The 22667-nt window shown below is 54.7% G+C and carries 13 protein-coding genes; 10 read left to right on the top strand and 3 right to left on the bottom strand.

Going from position 1 to position 22667, the window contains the following annotated elements; all coding sequences use genetic code 11:
- The first annotated feature begins 35 nt into the window (after positions 1 to 35).
- From glgB to glgP, 5 genes are read left to right on the top strand one after another with little or no spacing between them, the layout of a single operon-like run.
- On the top strand, positions 36 to 2219 hold the full coding sequence (glgB, locus tag OGV94_RS21895) for a 1,4-alpha-glucan branching enzyme (protein ID WP_043018594.1): 2184 nt from the start codon (positions 36 to 38) through the stop codon (positions 2217 to 2219).
- Positions 2219 to 4195 (top strand): glycogen debranching protein GlgX, encoded by a 1977-nt coding sequence (glgX, locus tag OGV94_RS21890; RefSeq protein WP_043018593.1) that lies wholly within the window; start codon positions 2219 to 2221, stop codon positions 4193 to 4195. The genes glgB and glgX overlap by 1 nt, the downstream gene beginning before the upstream one ends.
- Positions 4196 to 4208: 13 nt before the next feature.
- Complete coding sequence (gene glgC, locus OGV94_RS21885; protein ID WP_043018592.1) at positions 4209 to 5504, top strand: glucose-1-phosphate adenylyltransferase; 1296 nt, start codon at positions 4209 to 4211, stop codon at positions 5502 to 5504.
- Positions 5504 to 6937 (top strand): glycogen synthase GlgA, encoded by a 1434-nt coding sequence (gene glgA / locus OGV94_RS21880; protein ID WP_047408145.1) that lies wholly within the window; start codon positions 5504 to 5506, stop codon positions 6935 to 6937. Before glgC ends, glgA begins: the two co-directional genes overlap by 1 nt.
- 19 nt (positions 6938 to 6956) lie before the next feature.
- Complete coding sequence (glgP, locus tag OGV94_RS21875) at positions 6957 to 9404, top strand: glycogen phosphorylase (RefSeq protein ID WP_075145537.1); 2448 nt, start codon at positions 6957 to 6959, stop codon at positions 9402 to 9404.
- 142 nt (positions 9405 to 9546) lie between these two features.
- Here glgP and glpD read toward each other — a convergent pair whose 3' ends face one another.
- Entirely contained in the window at positions 9547 to 11055 is a 1509-nt protein-coding gene (glpD, locus tag OGV94_RS21870; protein WP_043018589.1) for a glycerol-3-phosphate dehydrogenase, read from the bottom strand.
- Between the two features lie 198 nt (positions 11056 to 11253).
- Here glpD and glpE point away from each other — a divergent pair, with 198 nt between their 5' ends.
- From glpE to OGV94_RS21855, 3 genes are all read left to right on the top strand, one after another.
- The gene (gene glpE, locus OGV94_RS21865) at positions 11254 to 11580 is read left to right on the top strand and encodes a thiosulfate sulfurtransferase GlpE (protein WP_003827629.1); all 327 of its coding nucleotides are present in this window, start codon (positions 11254 to 11256) and stop codon (positions 11578 to 11580) included.
- Positions 11581 to 11750: 170 nt separating this feature from the next.
- Positions 11751 to 12581 carry a rhomboid family intramembrane serine protease GlpG gene (glpG, locus tag OGV94_RS21860; protein WP_043018837.1) on the top strand — a complete coding sequence of 277 codons (831 nt, stop codon included), beginning with the start codon at positions 11751 to 11753 and terminating at the stop codon, positions 12579 to 12581.
- Positions 12582 to 12596: 15 nt separating this feature from the next.
- The gene (locus OGV94_RS21855) at positions 12597 to 13355 is read left to right on the top strand and encodes a DeoR/GlpR family transcriptional regulator (RefSeq protein ID WP_003023499.1); all 759 of its coding nucleotides are present in this window, start codon (positions 12597 to 12599) and stop codon (positions 13353 to 13355) included.
- Positions 13356 to 13392: 37 nt separating this feature from the next.
- Here the strand turns inward: OGV94_RS21855 and malT are convergent, their stop codons facing one another.
- A complete protein-coding gene (gene malT / locus OGV94_RS21850; RefSeq protein ID WP_043018588.1) occupies positions 13393 to 16098 on the bottom strand; it encodes an HTH-type transcriptional regulator MalT in 2706 nt (901 codons plus the stop codon).
- 611 nt (positions 16099 to 16709) lie between these two features.
- Between malT and malP the strand changes: the two genes are divergently transcribed.
- Together malP and malQ are read left to right on the top strand one after the other, a co-directional pair.
- Positions 16710 to 19103, top strand: coding sequence for a maltodextrin phosphorylase (gene malP / locus OGV94_RS21845; RefSeq protein ID WP_200008158.1), 2394 nt, complete (start codon positions 16710 to 16712; stop codon positions 19101 to 19103).
- A gap of 9 nt (positions 19104 to 19112) precedes the next feature.
- The gene (gene malQ / locus OGV94_RS21840; protein WP_047408156.1) at positions 19113 to 21200 is read left to right on the top strand and encodes a 4-alpha-glucanotransferase; all 2088 of its coding nucleotides are present in this window, start codon (positions 19113 to 19115) and stop codon (positions 21198 to 21200) included.
- A gap of 88 nt (positions 21201 to 21288) precedes the next feature.
- Here the strand turns inward: malQ and gntT are convergent, their stop codons facing one another.
- Positions 21289 to 22605: a gluconate transporter gene (gene gntT, locus OGV94_RS21835; RefSeq protein ID WP_286524383.1), complete on the bottom strand. Its 1317-nt coding sequence runs from the start codon at positions 22603 to 22605 to the stop codon at positions 21289 to 21291.
- Positions 22606 to 22667 lie beyond the last annotated feature (62 nt).

Here is a 22667-nt window from a genome sequence, read left to right as displayed (position 1 = left end):
TGGAAGGGGTGACACCATAAAACAGGATGACAACCATGTCCGTTCGTATCGATAGAGACGTGATTAATGCGCTAATTGCAGGCCATTTTGCGGATCCTTTTTCCGTACTCGGTATGCACCAAACTGATGCTGGACTTGAAGTCCGCGCCCTATTACCTGACGCCACCGAAGTGTGGGTGATCGAACCCAAAACCGGACGTAAAGTCGGCAAGCTGGATTGCCTCGACTCTCGCGGTTTTTTCTGTGCTGTACTTCCCCGCCGTAAAAATTTCTTTCGCTATCAGTTGGCCGTTGTCTGGCATGGACAACAGAATCTGATTGATGACCCTTATCGTTTTGGCCCGCTGATCCAGGATATGGATGCCTGGCTGTTATCTGAAGGTACGCACCTGCGACCTTACGAAACGCTGGGCGCGCATGCGGATACCATGGATGGCGTAACCGGTACACGCTTCTCCGTCTGGGCGCCTAACGCTCAACGTGTGTCAGTGGTTGGGCAGTTCAACTACTGGGATGGCCGTCGCCATCCGATGCGCCTGCGCAAAGAAAGCGGTATCTGGGAGCTGTTTATCCCCGGTGCGCAACAGGGTCAGCTGTATAAATACGAGATGATCGATGCGAACGGTAAGCTGCGAATCAAAGCGGATCCTTACGCCTTCGAAGCGCAAATGCGCCCGGAAACCGCGTCGCTTATCTGCGGCCTGCCGGAAAAAGTGGTGCAAAGCGAGGAGCGCAAAAAAGCCAACCAGTTTGATGCGCCGATCTCTATCTATGAAGTGCACCTGGGTTCATGGCGTCGTCATACCGATAACAACTTCTGGCTAAGCTACCGTGAGCTGGCGGATCAACTGGTGCCTTACGCCAAGTGGATGGGCTTTACTCATCTCGAACTGTTGCCGATTAACGAGCATCCGTTCGACGGTAGCTGGGGCTACCAGCCTACCGGCATGTATGCGCCGACCCGTCGCTTTGGGACGCGTGATGATTTCCGCTATTTTGTGAATGCCGCGCATCAGGCCGGACTGAACGTCATTCTCGACTGGGTGCCGGGCCATTTCCCGTCGGACGACTTTGGTCTGGCAGAGTTTGATGGCACCAACCTGTATGAGCACAGCGACCCGCGAGAAGGGTATCACCAGGACTGGAACACGCTGATCTACAACTATGGTCGCCGTGAAGTCAGCAACTACCTGGTGGGCAACGCCCTGTACTGGATTGAACGCTTTGGTATCGATGCGCTACGCGTGGATGCCGTGGCGTCGATGATTTATCGCGACTACAGCCGTAAAGAAGGGGAATGGGTCCCGAACGAATTTGGCGGTCGTGAAAACCTCGAAGCCATTGAGTTTTTACGCAATACCAACCGAATTCTTGGCGAGCAGGTGCCAGGTGCGGTGAGCATGGCGGAAGAGTCCACCGACTTTGCCGGCGTCTCAAGGCCGCAGGACATGGGCGGTTTAGGGTTCTGGTATAAGTGGAACCTCGGCTGGATGCACGACACGCTGGACTACATGAAGCTGGATCCGATTCATCGTCAGTACCATCACGACAAGCTGACCTTCGGCATGCTGTACAACTACACCGAAAACTTCGTCCTGCCGCTGTCGCACGATGAAGTGGTGCACGGTAAAAAATCCATTCTCGACCGCATGCCGGGAGACGCATGGCAGAAGTTCGCCAACCTGCGCGCCTATTACGGCTGGATGTGGGCCTTCCCGGGCAAGAAACTGCTGTTTATGGGCAATGAGTTCGCTCAGGGGCGTGAGTGGAACCATGACGCCAGCCTCGACTGGCATCTGCTGGAGGGCGGTGATAACTGGCACCACGGTGTACAGCGTCTGGTACGCGATCTGAACCTTACCTATCGCCACCACAAAGCGCTGCACGAGCTCGACTTTGATGCCTATGGCTTTGAATGGCTGGTGGTGGATGACAAAGAACGTTCGGTGCTGGCTTTCGTTCGTCGTGACAAAGTTGGTAATGAAATCATCGTTATCAGCAACTTTACGCCAGTGCCTCGCCACGGCTATCGCTTCGGTATCAACCAGCCGGGCAAATGGCGCGAGATCCTCAATACCGACTCGACGCATTACCACGGCAGTAATACCGGCAACGGCGGCGCGGTGCACAGCGATGAAATCGCCAGTCATGGTCGTCAGCACTCACTGAGCCTCACGTTGCCGCCGCTGGCAACGGTCTGGCTGGTTCGGGAGGGGTAATGACGCAACTGGCAACCGGCAACGCCACCCCCCATGGTGCAACGTATGACGGCCATGGCGTCAATTTCACACTCTTCTCGGCCCACGCTGAACGCGTTGAATTATGCGTATTCGATGAGCAAGGCTGCGAACTCCGCTATGACCTGCCGGGGCGTAGCGGCGATGTCTGGCACGGCTATCTGGCCAACGCCCGTCCAGGTCTGCGCTATGGTTATCGTGTACATGGTCCATGGCAACCGCAGCAGGGCCACCGGTTTAATCCGGCGAAGCTGCTGCTTGACCCTTGCGCGCGTCGGGTGGATGGCGAGTTAAAAGATAACCCGCTGCTGCACGGCGGGTTAAATGAACCGGATAATCATGATAACGCCGCCATTGCGCTGAAGGGCGTTGTGGTGTCCGACCGTTATGACTGGGAGGATGACGCCCCGCCGCGCACGCCGTGGGGCAGTACCGTGATTTACGAAGCGCATGTTAAAGGGCTGACGTATTTGCATCCTGACCTGCCGGAAGAGATTCGCGGAACCTACAAGGCGCTGGGCCACCCGGTGATGATCGACTATTTCAAGCGCCTCGGCATTACTGCGCTTGAGCTGCTACCGGTGGCGCATTTTGCCAGCGAACCGCGGCTTCAGCGGCTGGGCCTGTCGAACTACTGGGGCTACAACCCGGTGGCGATGTTCGCGTTGCATCCGGCTTATGCCTGCTCACCGGAGAGTGCGCTTGATGAGTTTCGCGATGCGGTAAAAGCGCTGCACAAAGCGGGAATCGAGGTCATTCTCGACATCGTTTTGAACCACAGCGCCGAGCTGGATCTCGAAGGGCCTGTCTTCTCGCTGCGCGGAATTGATAACCGTAGCTATTATTGGATCAGGGACGATGGTGATTACTACAACTGGACCGGTTGTGGGAACACCCTCAACCTGAGCCATCCAGGCGTTGTGGAATACGCATGCGAATGCCTGCGCTACTGGGTTGAAACCTGTCATGTGGATGGTTTTCGTTTTGATTTGGCTTCCGTCATGGGGCGTACACCTACGTTTCGTCAGGATGCGCCGCTGTTTACCGCGATCCAAAACTGTCCGCTGCTCTCACGCGTTAAGCTGATTGCGGAACCGTGGGATATTGGTGAAGGCGGGTATCAGGTGGGGAATTTCCCCCCGCCGTTTGCCGAGTGGAATGATCATTTCCGTGATGCGACGCGACGCTTCTGGCTCCAGCGTAACCTCTCGTTGGGCGAGTTTGCCGGCCGTTTTGCCGCATCCAGCGACGTGTTTAAACGCCAGGGCCGCAAACCCAGCGCTACGGTCAATCTGGTGACTGCGCACGACGGTTTTACGCTACGTGACTGTGTTTGCTTCACAAATAAGCACAATGAAGCGAATGGTGAGGAAAATCGCGACGGCACTAGCAATAACTACAGCGACAATCATGGTAAAGAAGGATTAGGCGGCACGCTGGACCTGATTGAGCGGCGGCGCGACAGCATTCATGCGCTGTTAACCACGCTGTTGCTCTCACAGGGGACGCCGATGTTGTTGGCGGGCGATGAGCATGGTCATAGCCAGCACGGCAACAATAACGCTTACTGCCAGGATAACGCCTTAACCTGGCTGGACTGGCAGCAGGCAAACAGTGGGCTAACCACATTTACCGCCGCGCTGATTCATCTGCGCCGACAAATACCTGCATTAACAGGTGATTGCTGGTGGGAAGAGGGCGACGGCAATGTGCATTGGCTGAATAAGTACGCACAACCCTTAAGTGCGGATGAGTGGCAAAACGGCCCGAGGCAGATGCAAATTCTGCTTTCAGACCGTTTCCTGATTGCAATAAACGCCACGCTTGAGGTGACAGATATCGTTTTACCTGAAGGGGAATGGCACGCTATTCCCCCATTTGCCGGAGAGGATAATCCGGTGCTTACGGCTGTCTGGCAGGGACCTGCGCACGGACTGTGTGTGTTCCAGAGAAGATAAAAAGGAGTTAGTCATGGTGAGTTTAGAGAAGAACGATCGTGTAATGTTGGCGCGCCAGCTGCCATTAAAATCTGTTGCCCTGATCCTGGCCGGTGGCCGCGGCACCCGCCTGAAAGATTTAACCAACAAACGTGCCAAACCCGCCGTGCACTTTGGTGGAAAGTTCCGCATTATCGATTTTGCTTTATCCAACTGTATTAACTCCGGGATCCGTCGCATTGGCGTGATCACCCAGTACCAGTCCCACACGCTTGTGCAGCACATTCAGCGCGGCTGGTCGTTCTTTAGCGAAGAGATGAATGAGTTTGTCGATTTGCTACCTGCCCAGCAGAGAATGCAGGGTGAAAACTGGTATCGCGGCACGGCGGATGCGGTGACCCAAAACCTGGACATCATTCGACGCTATAAAGCGGAATATGTGGTGATCCTCGCGGGCGATCATATCTACAAGCAGGACTACTCACGCATGCTGATCGACCACGTCGAGAAAGGCGCGCGTTGCACCGTGGCCTGTATGCCAGTGCCTATTGAAGAGGCCAGCGCGTTTGGCGTGATGGACGTGGACGACACTGATAAAATTATCGAGTTCGTTGAAAAACCTGCCAACCCGCCAGCTATGCCAGGCGATCCGACCAAATCCCTTGCCAGTATGGGGATCTACATTTTTAACGCCGACTACCTGTATGAATTGCTGGCGGAAGATGACCTCGATGAAAACTCCAGTCACGATTTCGGCAAAGACATTATCCCGAAAATCACTGAAGCTGGCATGGCGTATGCACATCCATTCCCGCTGTCCTGCGTGCAGTCTGACCCGGAATCCGAGCCGTACTGGCGCGATGTGGGAACGCTGGAAGCCTACTGGAAAGCGAACCTCGATCTGGCTTCGGTGACCCCTGAACTGGATATGTACGACCAGGACTGGCCAATCCGTACGCATATGGAGTCTCTGCCACCGGCGAAATTTGTGCAGGACCGTTCCGGTAGCCACGGTATGACGCTGAACTCGCTGGTTTCCGGCGGCTGTATTATTTCTGGTTCGGTGGTGGTGCAGTCCGTTTTGTTCCCGCGAGTGCGGGTGAATTCATTCTGTAACATTGATTCGGCAGTGTTGTTACCTGAAGTGTGGGTGGGACGTTCGTGCCGCTTACGTCGTTGCATTATCGATCGTGCCTGCGTTATTCCTGAAGGCATGATCATTGGTGAAAACGCGGAAGAAGATGCTCGTCGTTTCTACCGTTCAGAGGAAGGTATTGTGCTGGTCACGCGTGAAATGCTGCGCAAACTGCAGATCAAACAGGAGCGATAATGCAGGTTTTACACGTTTGTTCAGAGATGTTCCCCCTGTTAAAAACCGGGGGACTGGCGGATGTTATTGGGGCGTTACCCGCAGCGCAAATAGCGGACGGCGTGGATGCCCGCGTGTTGCTCCCGGCGTTTCCTGATATTCGTCGCGGCATTCCCGATGCGCAGGTCGTGACGCGTCGGGATACCTTCGCCGGACGTATCACGCTGCTTTTCGGGCATTTCAACGGCGTGGGTATTTACCTGATTGACGCGCCGCATCTCTATGACCGTCCCGGTAGCCCGTATCACGACACTAACCTGTTTGCCTATACGGATAACGTACTGCGTTTTGCGCTGTTGGGTTGGGTCGGCTGTGAAATGGCCTGCGGCTTTGACCCATTCTGGCGCCCGGATGTGGTGCATGCGCACGACTGGCATGCCGGACTGGCCCCGGCGTATCTGGCGGCGCGCGGCCATCCGGCGAAATCGGTGTTTACCGTACACAACCTGGCGTATCAAGGCATGTTTTATGCAAAGCATATGGATGACATCCAATTGCCATGGTCGTTCTTTAATGTGCACGGACTGGAGTTTAACGGACAGATTTCGTTCCTGAAGGCCGGATTGTACTACGCCGACCACATTACGGCAGTCAGCCCGACCTACGCGCGGGAAATTACCGAGCCGCAATTCGCCTACGGCATGGAAGGTCTGTTGCAGCAACGTCATCGTGAAGGACGTCTTTCCGGCGTGCTGAACGGCGTTGATGAAAAAATCTGGAGCCCGGAAACCGATCTGCTGTTGGCATCGCGATATACGCGCGACACGCTGGAGGAGAAGGCGGAGAACAAACGTCAGCTACAGATCGCGATGGGACTTAAGGTTAACGATAAAGTGCCGCTGTTTGCAGTCGTCAGCCGCCTGACCAGTCAGAAAGGGCTGGATCTGGTGCTGGAAGCGCTGCCGGGGTTGTTAGAGCAGGGTGGGCAACTGGCATTGCTTGGCGCGGGCGATCCGGTTTTACAGGAAGGTTTCCTCGCCGCGGCGGCGGAACATCCAGGGCAAGTGGGCGTGCAGATTGGCTATCACGAAGCCTTCTCGCACCGCATTATGGGGGGGGCCGATGTCATATTGGTTCCCAGCCGTTTCGAGCCGTGTGGCTTAACGCAGTTGTATGGACTGAAGTACGGTACGCTGCCGCTGGTGCGGCGCACCGGTGGGCTGGCTGATACGGTCTCTGACAGTTCGCTGGAAAACCTGGCGGACGGTATCGCCAGTGGGTTTGTATTTGAAGATAGTAATGCCTGGTCGCTGCTACGTGCGATCCGGCGTGCTTTCGTATTGTGGTCCCGGCCTTCGCTGTGGCGGTTTGTACAACGTCAGGCCATGACCATGGATTTTAGCTGGCAAGTCGCGGCGAAGTCATACCGTGAGCTTTACTATCGCTTGAAATAGATATCCAGGAATCACCTATATGAATGCTCCATTTACTTATGCATCGCCCACACTCAGCGTAGAGGCACTTAAGCATTCTATCGCCTATAAGCTGATGTTTACGATTGGTAAGGACCCGGTCATTGCCAATAAACATGAGTGGCTGAACGCCACGTTGTTCGCGGTGCGCGATCGTCTCGTGGAGCGCTGGCTGCGTTCTAACCGTGCGCAATTATCTCAGGAAACTCGCCAGGTCTATTACCTGTCCATGGAGTTTTTGATTGGCCGCACGCTTTCCAATGCACTGTTATCGTTGGGTATTTATGACGATGTCAAAAATGCGCTGGAAGGTATGGGGTTGGATCTTGAAGATCTGATCGACGAAGAAAACGACCCGGGTCTTGGCAACGGCGGTCTCGGGCGCCTGGCGGCCTGTTTCCTGGACTCACTGGCAACGCTGGGCCTGCCGGGACGCGGCTACGGTATTCGTTATGACTACGGCATGTTCAAGCAGAACATTGTTGATGGCCGACAGAAAGAGTCGCCGGACTACTGGCTGGAATACGGTAACCCGTGGGAATTCAAACGCCACAATACGCGCTACAAAGTGCGCTTTGGCGGGCGTATTCAGCAGGAAGGCAAGAAAACGCGCTGGATAGAAACCGAAGAGATCCTCGCGGTTGCTTACGACCAGATTATCCCTGGTTACGACACCGACGCCACCAACACGCTGCGCCTGTGGAATGCCCAGGCCAGTAGCGAGATTAATCTCGGTAAATTTAACCAGGGCGACTACTTTGCGGCGGTGGAAGATAAAAACCACTCCGAGAACGTCTCCCGCGTACTGTACCCGGACGACTCCACCTATTCGGGACGTGAACTGCGTTTGCGCCAGGAGTATTTCCTGGTCTCCTCCACGGTGCAGGACATCCTGAGCCGTCATTACCAGTTGCACAAAACCTACGACAACCTGGCGGATAAAATCGCCATTCACCTCAATGACACCCATCCGGTGCTGTCGATCCCTGAGCTGATGCGCCTGCTGATCGATGAGCACAAGTTCAGTTGGGACGATGCGTTTGAGGTCTGTTGCCAGGTCTTCTCGTACACCAACCACACCTTGATGAGCGAAGCGCTGGAGACCTGGCCCGTCGATATGCTGGGCAAAATTCTGCCGCGCCATCTGCAAATTATCTTCGAGATCAACGACTACTTCCTTAAGACCTTGCAGGAACAGTACCCGAACGATACCAGCCTGCTGGGGCGGACGTCGATTATCGATGAATCTAACGGTCGCCGCGTACGTATGGCATGGCTGGCGGTGGTAGTGAGCCACAAGGTTAACGGTGTTTCCGAGCTGCACTCCAACCTGATGGTGCAGTCGCTGTTTGCTGATTTTGCGAAGATTTTCCCGACTCGTTTTTGCAACGTCACCAACGGCGTGACGCCGCGCCGCTGGCTGGCGCTGGCTAACCCGTCGCTCTCTGAAGTGCTGGATGAGAATATTGGCCGCACCTGGCGAACCGATCTCAGCCAGCTCAGCGAGCTTGAGCAGCATTGCGATTATCCGCTGGTAAATCAGGCGGTGCGCCGTGCGAAGCTGGAGAATAAAAAGCGTCTGGCCACGCTCATTGCCCAGCAGCTTAACGTGGTGGTGAACCCGAAATCGCTGTTTGATGTGCAGATCAAGCGTATTCACGAATACAAACGCCAGTTGATGAACGTGCTGCATGTAATCACCCGCTACAACCGCATTAAGGCCGATCCTGACGCTGAGTGGGTGCCGCGTGTGAATATCTTCGCCGGTAAAGCGGCTTCGGCCTATTACATGGCGAAGCACATCATTCACCTGATCAACGACGTCGCGAAGGTGATCAACAACGATCCGCAAATTGGCGACAAGCTGAAAGTGGTGTTTATCCCCAACTACAGCGTCAGCCTGGCGCAGGTGATTATTCCTGCTGCCGACCTGTCTGAGCAGATTTCTCTGGCCGGAACTGAAGCCTCTGGTACCAGTAATATGAAATTTGCCCTCAACGGCGCGCTGACCATCGGGACGCTGGACGGCGCCAACGTAGAGATGCTGGAGCACGTGGGCGCAGAGAATATCTTTATCTTTGGTAATACGGCGGAAGAGGTCGAGGCTTTACGCAGCCAGGGTTACAAGCCGCGTGAGTATTACGAGAAAGATGAAGAGCTACACCAGGTGCTGACGCAGATCGGCAGCGGTGTATTCAGCCCTGAGGAGCCGGGACGCTATCGTGACCTGGTGGACTCGCTGATCAACTTTGGCGACCACTATCAGGTTCTGGCGGATTATCGCAGCTACGTTGACTGCCAGGATAAGGTTGATGAACTGTATCGTCACCCGGAAGAGTGGACCACCAGGTCGATGATTAATATCGCCAACATGGGCTACTTCTCGTCGGACAGGACGATTAAAGAGTATGCCGAAAACATCTGGCATATTGATTCGGTGCGGTTGTAACAAGGGATAGGGTTAACTGTAGGCCGGATAAGGCGCTAGCCGCCATCCGGCAAAAAGCCCGGTGGCGCTGACGCTTACCGGGCCTACAGGGCGCTCGTTGCCGGGGGCGCTTCGCTTGCCCGGCCTACGTTCGTGTACTTGCTTACGACGCCAGCGACAGCTGGTGCTTCTCAATGTACTCCGACAACCACTGGGTCATGCGCGACTGCTGCTCAGCGTTCAGCCACATACCCTCTTTCGTGCGACGCCACAGCGCATCTTCCGCACGACGAACCCATTCGTGATCGACCAGATATTTCAGCTCGGCCTCATAGAACTCATGGCCGAAGTCTTCACCTAACTCGGCAAGCGAGGTGGCTTCGCCGATAATCCATTCGGTGTTGCTGCCGTAGGTGCGGGAATAATGGCGTGCCAGCGACTCGGTCAGGAACGGGTAGCGACGGCGCAGTTTGGCCGCGTAATCTTCGCGATCGCCGCCAATGTCACCACCTGGCAGAATGCACTCTTTCGTCCACGCCGGACCAATGCCCTGATAGTACGACGCCAGTTTTTCCATCGCGTGTTCAGCCAGCTTACGGTAGGTCGTCAGCTTACCGCCAAAGACCGACAGCAGCGGCGCTTTGCCATTTTCGTCGTGGATATCCAGCGTGTAATCACGGGTGATAGCCTGCGGCGAGTCGGACTCGTCATCGCACAGCGGACGTACGCCCGAATATGTCCAGACGATATCGTCACGGCCAAGCTGTTTCTTAAAGTGCGCGTTGTAGACCTTCAGCAGGTAATTGATTTCGCTCTCATCAATTTTCACCGCTTTCGGGTCGCCTTTGTATTCAACGTCTGTCGTCCCGATGATCGAGAATTCGTCCATCCATGGGATAACAAACACAATGCGTTTATCTTCGTTTTGCAGAATATAAGCCTGCTTCTGGGTATGTACGCGCGGAACCACAATGTGGCTGCCTTTAATCAGGCGAATGCCGTACGGCGATGGCAGGTGCATACCATCGTCGAAGAACTCTTTCACCCACGGGCCGGTGGCGTTGACCAGCCCACGTGCCTGCCAGGTGTGCTTTTTGCCAGTATCAATATCTTCAGCTTCAACAATCCACAAACCGTTTTCACGGCGAGCAGAGGTGGCACGCGTGCGGGTTAATACTTCTCCGCCTTTGCGTACGACCATTTGGGCGTTTGCCAAAACCAGTCGCGCATCGTCTACCCAGCAGTCAGAATATTCGAAACCGCGCACAATCTCAGGTTTCAGTACGGAGTCTGCGCCAAAACGCAAACCGGTAGAACTCGGCAAACTGGTGCGTTTGCCCAGATGATCGTACATAAACAGACCAATGCGGATCATCCAGGCCGGGCGCAGGTGCGGGCGATGGGGCAGACGAAAGCGCATAGGAAAGGCGATATGCGGTGCCATTTTCAACAGCACTTCACGTTCGGCCAGCGCTTCGCTCACCAGGCGAAATTCGTAATGTTCCAGGTAGCGCAGGCCACCGTGAATGAGTTTGGAGCTAGCGGAGGAGGTTGCGCAGGCTAAATCCTGCGCTTCCAGCATCAGCACGGATAAACCGCGTCCAGCGGCATCTGCCGCGATACCGGCACCGTTGATGCCTCCACCTATCACAATCAGATCTTTGGTTTCCATGCTGGCCTCTCGCACTTTCGTTATAGCTCATTAATGTTCGTTATCGAGCATAATAGCAAAGATTCGCGCCATTGGTAACATCGGATAAACAATTTACAGTGATACATATAACATTATGGCGTTTAACTGCCGTCGGGACGTACACTAAGAAGTAACATGTCCGAAAAGCGTCACCTGCCATATAAAGAAGAGAGAGCAATGGATCAGTTTGAATGTATTAATGTCGAAGAAGCGCATCAGAAGCTGCATCAGGGGAGCGCGGTGTTGGTGGATATCCGCGATCCGCAAAGCTATGCGATGGGTCATGCCCCGCAGGCGTTTCATCTGACGAACGACACGCTGGGGTCGTTTATGCGTGAGCATGATTTCGACACCGCCGTATTGGTGATGTGTTATCACGGCAACAGCAGTAAAGGTGCGGCGCAATATCTTCTTCAACAAGGCTATGACGCGGTTTACAGCGTTGATGGCGGCTTCGACGCCTGGCATCGACATTTTCCGGCAGAAGTGGCATACGGTTCGTAAGGCTATACCCAAATTAATTCGAGTTGCATCGCGACGGCGACGCAGCGAATCTCCGGGAGCGTACGAACAGTACGTGACCGGAGTGAGCGAGGAAAGCCAACAAAGATGCAGCTCGAAGTAAGAAGGGTATATATACTGTCCTCTTTTGTGTGGATGAAGCGACAGCAACCATGTTGATGATTACCTCTTTTGCTAACCCCCGCGTGGCGCAGGCATTTGTTGATTATATGGCGACACAGGGCGTTATCCTGACGATTCAACAACATCAGCAAACGGATGTCTGGCTGGCGGATGAGTCCCAGGCCGAGCGCGTGCGTGCTGAACTGGCGCGATTTCTGGAGAATCCGGGCGACCCGCGTTACCTCGCGGCAAGCTGGCAGTCAGGCCAGACCGATAGCGGTCTGCGCTACCAACGTTATCCGTTCCTGGCCACATTGCGCGAACGCGCAGGCCCGGTAACGTGGGCGGTGATGGCCGCATGTGTGGTGGTGTTTATCGCCATGAACGTGCTGGGCGACCAGGCGGTGATGCTCTGGCTGGCATGGCCGTTTGACCCTACGCTGAAATTTGAATTCTGGCGTTATTTTACCCACGCTTTTATGCACTTCTCGCTGATGCATATTCTGTTCAACCTGCTGTGGTGGTGGTATCTCGGCGGTGCGGTTGAAAAGCGTTTGGGTAGCGGAAAACTGATAGTCATTACCGTGATCAGCGCCCTGCTGAGCGGTTATGTTCAGCAGAAATTTAGCGGTCCGTGGTTTGGTGGACTGTCTGGCGTGGTATATGCGCTGATGGGCTATGTGTGGTTGCGCGGCGAGCGCGATCCGCAGAGCGGTATTTTCCTGCAGCGTGGTTTGATTATTTTTGCTTTGATCTGGATTGTTGCCGGCTGGTTTGATCTGTTTGGCATGTCGATGGCGAATGGCGCACATATCGCCGGGCTGGCCGTGGGTCTGGCAATGGCGTTTGCCGATACTATTCATGTGCGAAAACGAACGTAATTTCAGGGAACCATAATGAAGCAAACACAACGACATGACGCGATCATTGAACTGGTAAAAAAACAGGGATACGTCAGTACTGAGGAGCTGGTGGAGCATTTCTCCGTTAGCCCGCAGACGATTCGCCGCGATCTTAACGATCTGGCCGATCAGAACATGATTTTGCGCCATCACGGCGGCGCGGCGCTGCCATCCAGCTCGGTCAACACCCCGTGGCATGACCGTAAAGCGACGCAGACGGCGGAAAAAGAGCGCATTGCACGCAAAGTTGCCACGCAGATCCCGAACGGCTCTACGCTATTTATTGATATCGGCACTACGCCGGAAGCGGTGGCTCACGCGCTGCTCAATCACAGTAATTTACGTATCGTGACCAACAACCTCAATGTGGCGAATACGCTGATGGCGAAAGAGGATTTCCGCATAATCCTCGCCGGTGGCGAACTGCGTAGCCGCGACGGCGGTATTATGGGCGAAGCGACCCTCGACTTCATTTCTCAGTTCCGACTGGACTTCGGCATCTTAGGGATCAGCGGCATCGACAGCGATGGTTCTCTGCTGGAGTTTGATTATCACGAAGTTCGCACCAAACGCGCGATTATTGAGAATTCACGGCATGTGATGCTGGTGGTGGATCACTCGAAGTTTGGGCGTAACGCGATGGTGAATATGGGCAGTATCAGCATGGTGGATGCGGTGTATACCGACACGCTGCCGCCCGCTGGCGTGATGCAGGTTATCGCAGACCATCATATTCAGTTAGAGCTGTGCTGAGATAATTGCCTGATAAGCGTAGCGCATCAGGCATTAACTAAACCCCATATCCCATCATCTTCAGCAGCTTCTGCGCATGTTGCACCGCATCCTGACGATGTGCGACGCCAAGTTTTTGGTACAAATTGCGGATGTGCGTCTTGATGGTCGTTGCCGCGACGGCCAGCTCTCCGGCGATCTGCTCGTTGCTGTAGCCCGAATAAATCAGTCCCAGAACCTGCCATTCGCGCTGGGTCAGCGGACTGGTGCGGATAAGCTCCGGCACTTCCGGATGAGTAAGAAGACGCTCAACGAATCCTTCATCGAAGTGGGCGAATTTATGGCGGTGGTGCTGGTTAATCTCGCGCAAAATGCGCTGGGCGCGGTGCTGATCGAGCTCCGGTAAGGTATTGAGCTGAATCAGCTGACGCAGTTGTTGCGCCATGGCCTCGCCTTCAATAACAAAGTGACTGATAAACCCGGTGCGGTTCGCCAGCTGCAGCGCATCGAGTAATACGCGCTGGGCGTCATTTTTGCGCCCTGCCTGCCAGTACAGCTGATTAAGCAGCAGCAGGTTACGGTTCAGATCGCTCATCAGACGCAGATTACGCGCATTTTCATTCAACTCTTCCAGCACAATTTCAGCCGGTTCAAACTCGCCGAGCAGGATCTGCGCGCGGGCGATGTTGCGCCACTGGCTTTGCAGGAAGTGGTTATTGGCGAATTCCGGTTTCGGCGTGTGGCGCAGCCAGTTGGCGGCCGAGTTTTTGTCGCCTACCATTTGCCAGTAAATCACCCGCACCTTATCGGCGTTTGAGATCCAGTCGCTGTGATAGTGGCCGTTGCCCAGCAGGTTTTCCAGACGGTTAAGCAGGCTACGCGCATTGTCCAGATCGCCCCGCGCCAGCGAACACTGAATCAGCAATGCCAGGCACTGTAGCTGTTGCTGCGGCTGGAAAGTGGAAAGCAGTTCAATACCCGAGCGGGCAGACGCTTCGGACTCGTCCAGACGCGCCCATGCCCACAGTAGCTGCGCGCGAATACGTACCAGGAACTCGTGCATCGGCAGTTGTTCCAGATGCTGCTCTTTGATCAGTTGAAACGCTTTTTCCTGAGTCTCCCAGGCGGCCTGTAAAAAGCCCTGGGCAAACAAAATCTCGCTTTGCTGGATAAGGCTCCACAGCGCGTAATGCCAGACGTCATGATGGCGGGCCATTTGCTCGGTTTGCTGCATCAACGCCAGAGAGCGCGTGAGATCGCCCTTACAGTGCAGGACTTCGCCGTGCACCGAGGTGGCGACGATACGGCTATAGAACCAGGCGATGGGTAACTCATCCAGCGCCAGTTTCGCCAGACGCTCGGCTTCGTCAGGGTTTCCGTCGTTAATCGCTACCTGCGCCCGCAGGGCGTTGAATTCGGCGTGCAGCGTTGGTTCCATGTCGCCTTTTATTTCCTGCTCAGCGCGCGCCAGCAGAGTGTTAACCTCTCCGTAGCGGTGCTGGCTTTGCATCAGCCAGGCCTGGAGCAGAACCAGACGCGGGTTTTCCAGCAGGCTTTCCCACGGCAGAGCTTTCAGCGACTCTTCCAGCAGCGTCAGCTCGCTGTGGTTAAACAGTCCCCACGCATGATTAAGCAGGATATCGCGGAGCATATGGGCGTCGCCTGCCGCCAGCGCGTGGTGGATAGCTTCGCTGGGGAAACCTTGCGCCATCCAGCTTTCCGCAGCAGCGCGGTGTATTTCGGGCAGTTCGCTCGCCAGCTCCCACTGACAGCGCTGGCGTAAAAAGCTGCCAAACAGCGGGTGATAACTGAACCACTCGCCAACGTCATCCATCCGCTGCAGGAATAAGCCCTGGCGCTCAATCTCCTCCAGCCGCATCTGGCCGTTTTCTTCCCCGGTAACGCGGACGATCAGCGCATCGTTCATGGAGCGCAGAATGGCGCTTTTCAGCAGGAAGTGACGGGTGCCGAGGTCGACGCTGTCCAGCACTTCATCAACCAGGTAATCAGATAAATGGCTGGCGTTGATCCCGGCGAGGCGACGTGCCGACTGGTGAGCAGAGTTATTGTTCTGGCGGGCGGAAAGGGCAATCAGTTGTAACGCTGTGGCCCAGCCAGCAACGTCATCACACATCCGGCTGCTTTCAGCCGCTTCAATGGGGGAGGACAAACGTCGGTCGAAAAATTGTTTGGCTTCCTGATGGTTAAAGGCTAACTGTTGGCTGCCTATCTCCAGTAGTTGATCGCGTACCCGCAGGTTAGCAATGCCCAACTGCGGCAGGTTGCGCGACAGCACGACCAGCGTAAGGTTCTCAGGCTGGTGACGCAGGAAAAACCGCATCGCTTCGTGAATAGCCGGATTAGAGATCAGATGATAATCATCCACCACCAGGTAGAGCGGGCGGTGCCACTCGGCCAGTTCGATAAATAGCTGGGCAAACAGTGACGTCAGGCTGGCGTATTGGCGCTTTTGCACCATCGCTTCGCTGGTGGTGCAATGTCCACCGGTTGCCTGCTGGATGGCGGCGATCAGATAGCTCGCAAAACGTTCTTGCTGATTATCGCCTTCATCCAGAGAGTACCAGCCTAAGTCGTTCTTCCCCGCCGCCCATTGTGAAACCAGCGTCGTTTTTCCATACCCAGCAGGACTTGTTATCAGGGCGAGCCTGAAATTGTTCGCGCCGGAAAGTTTAGCCAACAGGCGCTCACGAACCACCGTATGGTCGAGTCGAACCGGACGACTTAATTTAGACGGAATCAACATAAGTTAGTCACTTCACTGTGTGAAAATGGGGAAGAGTGATTTTTTTTGCGCTTCGTAATTAATGGATATAAGGTCGGCCAGATTAGAGTTTTATGCAAGCTAAGCGGACTTTTTGTGTGTCTGATTTTGCACTATGTCACAAATCTATACATCTATTACATTAATTGGTTTAAAGAGTCGCAACAGGCGTGGCGACTGGATCCGTCGTTATTTTGACTGCGCCGAAAAATGCCTCATTTTTTATAAGGCTACTCAGTGAGTTAATGTAAAGCACCGAATCTTGTGGCCGACTTAAAAGTTTCATGTGAATTATCTTATCTGGCCCAGGTATTTCAGGTTAGAAACTATTTCTCTGTTTACACATTGTTTCCCCACCGTCACCCCACTATTTGATATTGTCGATTTATCCCTTGCTATTAATGCGTCGTCCGTTATGCGGGATTACGCGAATTTACGGGCGATTACGCTACCTTTAAGTGGCAGCGATCACATTTTTATGCTCATCCCCGCTCCTCCTCCCTGCCTAATCCGTGCCAGGATGAGGAATGTCAACAACGAGCCAGGCAAACTAGCGATAACGTTGTTTTATTACCTAAGGATCTGGAACCCCTATGTCACAGCCTACTTTCAACAAAGATCAATTTCAGGCTGCCCTGACACGTCAGTGGCAGCGCTTCGGTTTACTGTCGGCTCAAGAAATGACGTCGCGCCAGTGGTGGCAAGCAGTGAGTGGGGCGTTGGCTGAGTTACTCAGCGCCCAGCCTGCGGCAAAACCGGCAAAAAATCAGCGTCACGTTAACTACATCTCGATGGAGTTTTTGATTGGTCGTCTGACCGGCAACAACTTACTTAATCTCGGCTGGTATCAGGCGGTGAGCGATGAGCTAAAAGCGCATGACGTCAACCTGACCGACCTGCTGGAAGAAGAGATCGATCCGGCGTTAGGTAACGGTGGGTTGGGGCGTCTGGCGGCCTGCTTCCTTGATTCGATGGCGACGGTCGGCCAGTCGGCGACGGGCTACGGTCTCAACTACCAGTACGGCCTGTTCCGTCAGTCGTTTGCCGATGGGCAACAGATGGAAGCCCCGGACGACTGGCATCGCGGCAGTTATCCGTGGTTCCGCCACAACGAGGCGCTGGATGTGCAGGTTGGAATTGGCGGCAAAGTCACCAAAGAAGGGCACTGGGAACCAGGATTTATCATCACTGGTCAGGCCTGGGATCTGCCGGTTCTTGGCTATCGCAACAGCGTGGCCCAGCCGCTGCGTCTGTGGCAGGCCAGCCACGCGCATCCGTTTAACCTGACCAAATTTAATGACGGCGATTTCCTGCGGGCAGAACAGCAGGGCATTGACGCCGAAAAACTGACCAAAGTGCTGTACCCGAACGACAACCACACCGCGGGTAAAAAGCTGCGCCTGATGCAGCAGTATTTCCAGTGCGCCTGCTCCGTAGCCGACATTCTGCGTCGTCATCATCTGGCAGGGCGTAAACTGCATGAGCTGGCTGATTACGAAGTGATTCAGCTTAATGATACCCACCCGACCATCGCGATCCCAGAGCTGCTGCGCGTGCTGATTGATGAGCACCAAATGAGCTGGGACGATGCGTGGGCCATTACCAGTAAAACCTTTGCTTACACCAACCATACCCTGATGCCGGAAGCGTTAGAGTGCTGGGACGAGAAGCTGGTGAAAGCGCTTCTGCCGCGCCATATGCAAATCATCAAAGAGATTAACGACCGCTTTAAGAAACTGGTCGATAAAACCTGGCCGGGTGATGCTGAAGTCTGGGCGAAACTGGCGGTGGTGCACAACAAACAGGTGCGCATGGCTAACATGTGTGTGGTCAGCGGTTTTGCGGTTAACGGCGTGGCGGCGCTGCACTCCGATCTGGTGGTGAAAGATTTGTTCCCGGAATATCACCAGCTCTGGCCGAATAAATTCCATAACGTCACCAACGGGATTACCCCACGTCGCTGGATTAAGCAGTGCAACCCGGCGCTTGCCGCTCTGCTGGATAAATCGCTGAAAAAAGAGTGGGCCAACGACCTCGACCAGTTGATTAACCTGGAAAAATACGCTGACGATGCGAAGTTCCGTCAGCAGTATCGTGACATCAAGCTGGCGAACAAAGAGCGACTGGTTAAGTTTATTAAAGCACGTACCGGTATTGAGATAACGACCAACGCGATTTTTGATATTCAGATTAAACGTCTGCATGAGTACAAGCGTCAGCACCTCAACCTGCTGCACATTCTGGCGTTGTACAAAGAAATTCGTGAGAACCCGCAGGCCGATCGCGTGCCGCGCGTATTCCTGTTTGGCGCAAAAGCCGCGCCGGGTTACTACCTGGCGAAAAATATCATCTTCGCCATCAACAAGGTTGCGCAAACCATCAATAACGACCCGCAAGTGGGTGACAAACTGAAGGTCGTCTTCCTGCCGGATTATTGTGTCTCGGCGGCGGAAATGCTGATCCCGGCGGCGGATATCTCTGAGCAGATCTCAACCGCAGGGAAAGAGGCTTCCGGCACCGGTAATATGAAGCTGGCGCTGAACGGTGCGTTAACCGTCGGTACGCTGGATGGCGCAAACGTCGAAATCGCCGAGAAGGTGGGTGACGAAAATATCTTCATCTTTGGTCATACCGTGGAAGAGGTGAAGGCGCTCAAAGCCAAAGGCTACGATCCGGTGAAATGGCGTAAGAAAGACAAAGTGCTGGATGCTGTCCTGAAAGAGCTGGAAAGCGGGAAATACAGCGATGGCGACAAACATGCCTTCGACCAGATGTTGCACAGTATTGGCAAGCAGGGCGGTGACCCGTATCTGGTGATGGCGGACTTCGCGGCCTACGTTGAAGCTCAGAAGCAGGTTGACGTGTTGTATCGTGACCAGGAAGCCTGGACCCGGGCGGCGATTCTGAATACCGCGCGTTGCGGCATGTTCAGTTCGGATCGCTCCATCCGCGATTATCAGGCTCGTATCTGGCAGGCGAAACGTTAAGGGATCGCGATGGAAAGCAAACGTCTGGATAATGCCGCGCTGGCGGCGGGGATCAGCCCCAATTACATTAATGCCCACGGTAAACCGCAGTCTATTGGCGCCGAAACCAAGCGGCGTTTGCTTGACGCCATGCATCGCACCTCCGCCGCCGTTCAGGTGGCGGTGACGCCGGTGCCGAATGTCATGGTTTATACCGCTGGTAAGAAAATGCCGCTGGCGGTTGAGGGAAGCGGGGAGTTTAACTGGCTGCTGACTACCGAAGAGGGCGTGCAGCACAAAGGGCATGCCGTCGGCGGTAAATCTTTTAACCTTCCAGCCAGGCTGCCGGAGGGGTATCACACGCTGACTCTGACCCAGGGCGAGCTGCGCACCCATTGCCGCATCATCGTCGCGCCGAAACGCTGCTATGAGCCACAGGCGCTGCTTGCCGGGCAGAAGCTGTGGGGCGCATGCGTTCAGCTCTACACCCTGCGCTCGGAAAAAAACTGGGGGATCGGCGATTTTGGCGATCTCCGCACCATGTTGGTGGATGTGGCGCAACGCGGGGGCGCGTTTATCGGGCTTAATCCGATTCACGCACTGTATCCGGCGAACCCGGAGAGCGCCAGCCCGTATAGTCCATCGTCACGTCGTTGGCTGAACGTTATTTATATTGATGTTAACGCAGTCGATGATTTCCACCTGAGTAAAGAGGCACAGGCCTGGTGGCAGAAACCTGCGACGCAGCAAGCTTTGCAACGCGCGCGCGATGCTGAGTGGGTTGATTATTCTGCCGTTACCGCACTGAAGATGACGGCGCTACGTATGGCGTGGAAAAGCTTCTCTGCGCGCGATGATGAGCAGATGGCGGCATTCCGCCAGTTTGTGACTCAGGAAGGGGATAGCCTCTACTGGCAGGCGGCCTTTGACGCGTTGCATGCCAATCAGGTGAAAGAGGACGCATTGCGCTGGGGCTGGCCGGTGTGGCCGCAGGCATTCCAGTCGGTGGACTCGCCAGAGGTAAAACGCTTCTGCGAAACACATCGTGATGATGTGGATTTCTACCTGTGGTTGCAGTGGCTGGCGTATAGCCAGTTTGCTGACTGCTGGAAAACCAGCCAGGGCTTTGCGATGCCGATTGGACTGTATCGCGACCTGGCGGTTGGCGTGGCCGAAGGTGGGGCGGAAACCTGGTGCGACCGCGAGCTGTACTGCCTGAAAGCCTCGGTGGGCGCACCGCCGGACATTCTCGGTCCGCTCGGACAAAACTGGGGACTGCCGCCGATGGATCCGCACATCATCACGGCACGCGCTTACGAACCGTTTATCGAATTGCTGCGCGCCAATATGCAGAACTGTGGCGCGCTGCGCATCGACCATGTTATGTCGATGCTGCGTCTGTGGTGGATCCCTTACGGAGAAACAGCCGATCACGGTGCCTACGTGCATTATCCGGTAGATGATCTGCTTTCCATTCTGGCGCTGGAAAGTAAACGTCATCACTGCATGGTGATTGGTGAAGATCTGGGTACCGTGCCGGTGGAGATCGTCAGCAAGCTGCGTGACAGTGGTGTCTATTCCTACAAAGTACTTTATTTTGAGAATGACCATGAGAAGAACTTCCGTGCGCCGAAAGCGTACCCGGAACAATCAATGGCAGTCGCGGCGACGCATGACCTTCCTACGCTTAAAGGTTATTGGGATAGCGGCGATCTGACGCTCGGTAAGGCGCTGGGCCTGTACCCGGATGAAGTCGTGCTGCGTGGGTTGTATCAGGACAGAGAACTGGCGAAACAGGGGCTGCTGGACGCGCTGCACAAATACGGTTGCCTGCCAAAACGTGCTGGTCACAAGGCGTCCCTGATGTCGATGACGCCGATTCTTAATCGCGGTATGCAACGCTACATCGCTGACAGCAACAGTGCGTTGCTGGGCCTGCAACCGGAAGACTGGCTGGATATGGCTGAGCCGGTCAACATTCCGGGGACCAGCGACCAGTACAAAAACTGGCGGCGTAAGCTCACCGCCACGCTGGAACAGATGTTTGCCGATGAGGGCGTGAATAAGCTGATTAAGGATTTGGATAAGCGCCGCAAAGCGGCCGCGAAGAAGAAGTAAAAAGCCGGGGATTTCCCCGGATTTTTTATGGTGCTAGATCGTAGGCCGGATGGCAGCTTTGCCTTATTCGGCCTACGAGCCGTCTCGTTTAAACCACCATACCCAGCAGCAGACACCCTACCAGACCACAGACGGAGATAATGGTTTCCAGCATTGACCATGACTTGATGGTCTCACCGATGGTCAGGTTGAAGTACTCCTTGAACAGCCAGAAGCCTGGATCGTTCACGTGGGAGAAAATGACGGAACCGGAACCAACCGCAATAACCATCAGCTCTGGGCTTACGCCGGTCGTTGCAATCAACGGCGCTACAATCCCACCTGCTGTAATCGCAGCAACGGTCGCGGAACCCAGTGCGATACGCAGTACCGCCGCGATAGACCATGCCATCAGCAGTGGAGACACGTTAGAGCCGTGCATCATTGAAGCGATGTATTTGTCCACGCCGCTATCAACCAGGACCTGTTTGAAGGCACCGCCACCACCGATGATCAACAGCATCATTGCGATGATTTTGATTGAGGACACCAGCGTGTCGTTAATCTGATCCATCGAACGTCCACGGTTCAGACCAAAAGTGAACATCGCAATCAGCACTGCGATAAGCGTTGCCATGACCGGATCGCCGAGGAACTCTGCAACCGTCAGGAAAGCATGACCTTTTGGCAGAATCATCTCCGCCACGGCGCGCATTGCCATCAGGATAACCGGTACCAGAGAGGTCCAGACGCTGACGCCAAAGCCAGGCATCTCTTCTTCAGTAAAGGTTTTCGCGCTGTACAAACCTTCCGGGATTGGCTTATCGATGCCTTTCAGGAAACGAGCGTACACCGGACCGGCGAGAATAACGGTTGGGATTGCCAGAATTGTACCAAACAGCAGGGTTTTACCCATATCTGCGTTGAAAATGGTGGCAATAGCGGTTGGACCCGGGTGTGGCGGCAGGAAGCCATGTGTTACGGACAGCGCAGCAGCCATCGGTACGCCAACGTACAGCAGCGGGATATTGGCAGCAGCGGCGATGGTGAACACCAGCGGCAGCATCAGCACGAAGCCGACTTCGTAGAACAGGGCAAAACCGACGGTGAAGCCAGTTAATACCACCGCCCACTGGATATGTTTTTTGCCGAATTTAGCAATCAGGGTGGTTGCGATGCGCTGTGCGCCGCCGCAGTCCGCCAGCATTTTGCCCAGCATGGCGCCAAAACCCATAATCAGGGCGAGGCTGCCAAGGGTTCCGCCGACGCCGGCTTTAATCGAACCGATGACTTTATCCAGTGGCATCCCTTGCATCAATCCGACAGCAAGCGCCACCAGGACGAGAGCGATGAAACCGTTCATTTTGAAACGGATCATCAGGAGGAGTAACAAGATTACACCGATAGCAACGATGACTAATGGCATGATTTACCTGGCCTTTACTTTGTTATGGGTAACGTCAGTGTTTAGATGACAAATTCCGATTG

This window comes from Citrobacter sp. Ce006 (assembly GCF_030336535.1).
Taxonomy (GTDB): domain Bacteria; phylum Pseudomonadota; class Gammaproteobacteria; order Enterobacterales; family Enterobacteriaceae; genus Citrobacter; species Citrobacter europaeus.
This window is presented reverse-complemented; position numbering and strand designations above follow the sequence as displayed.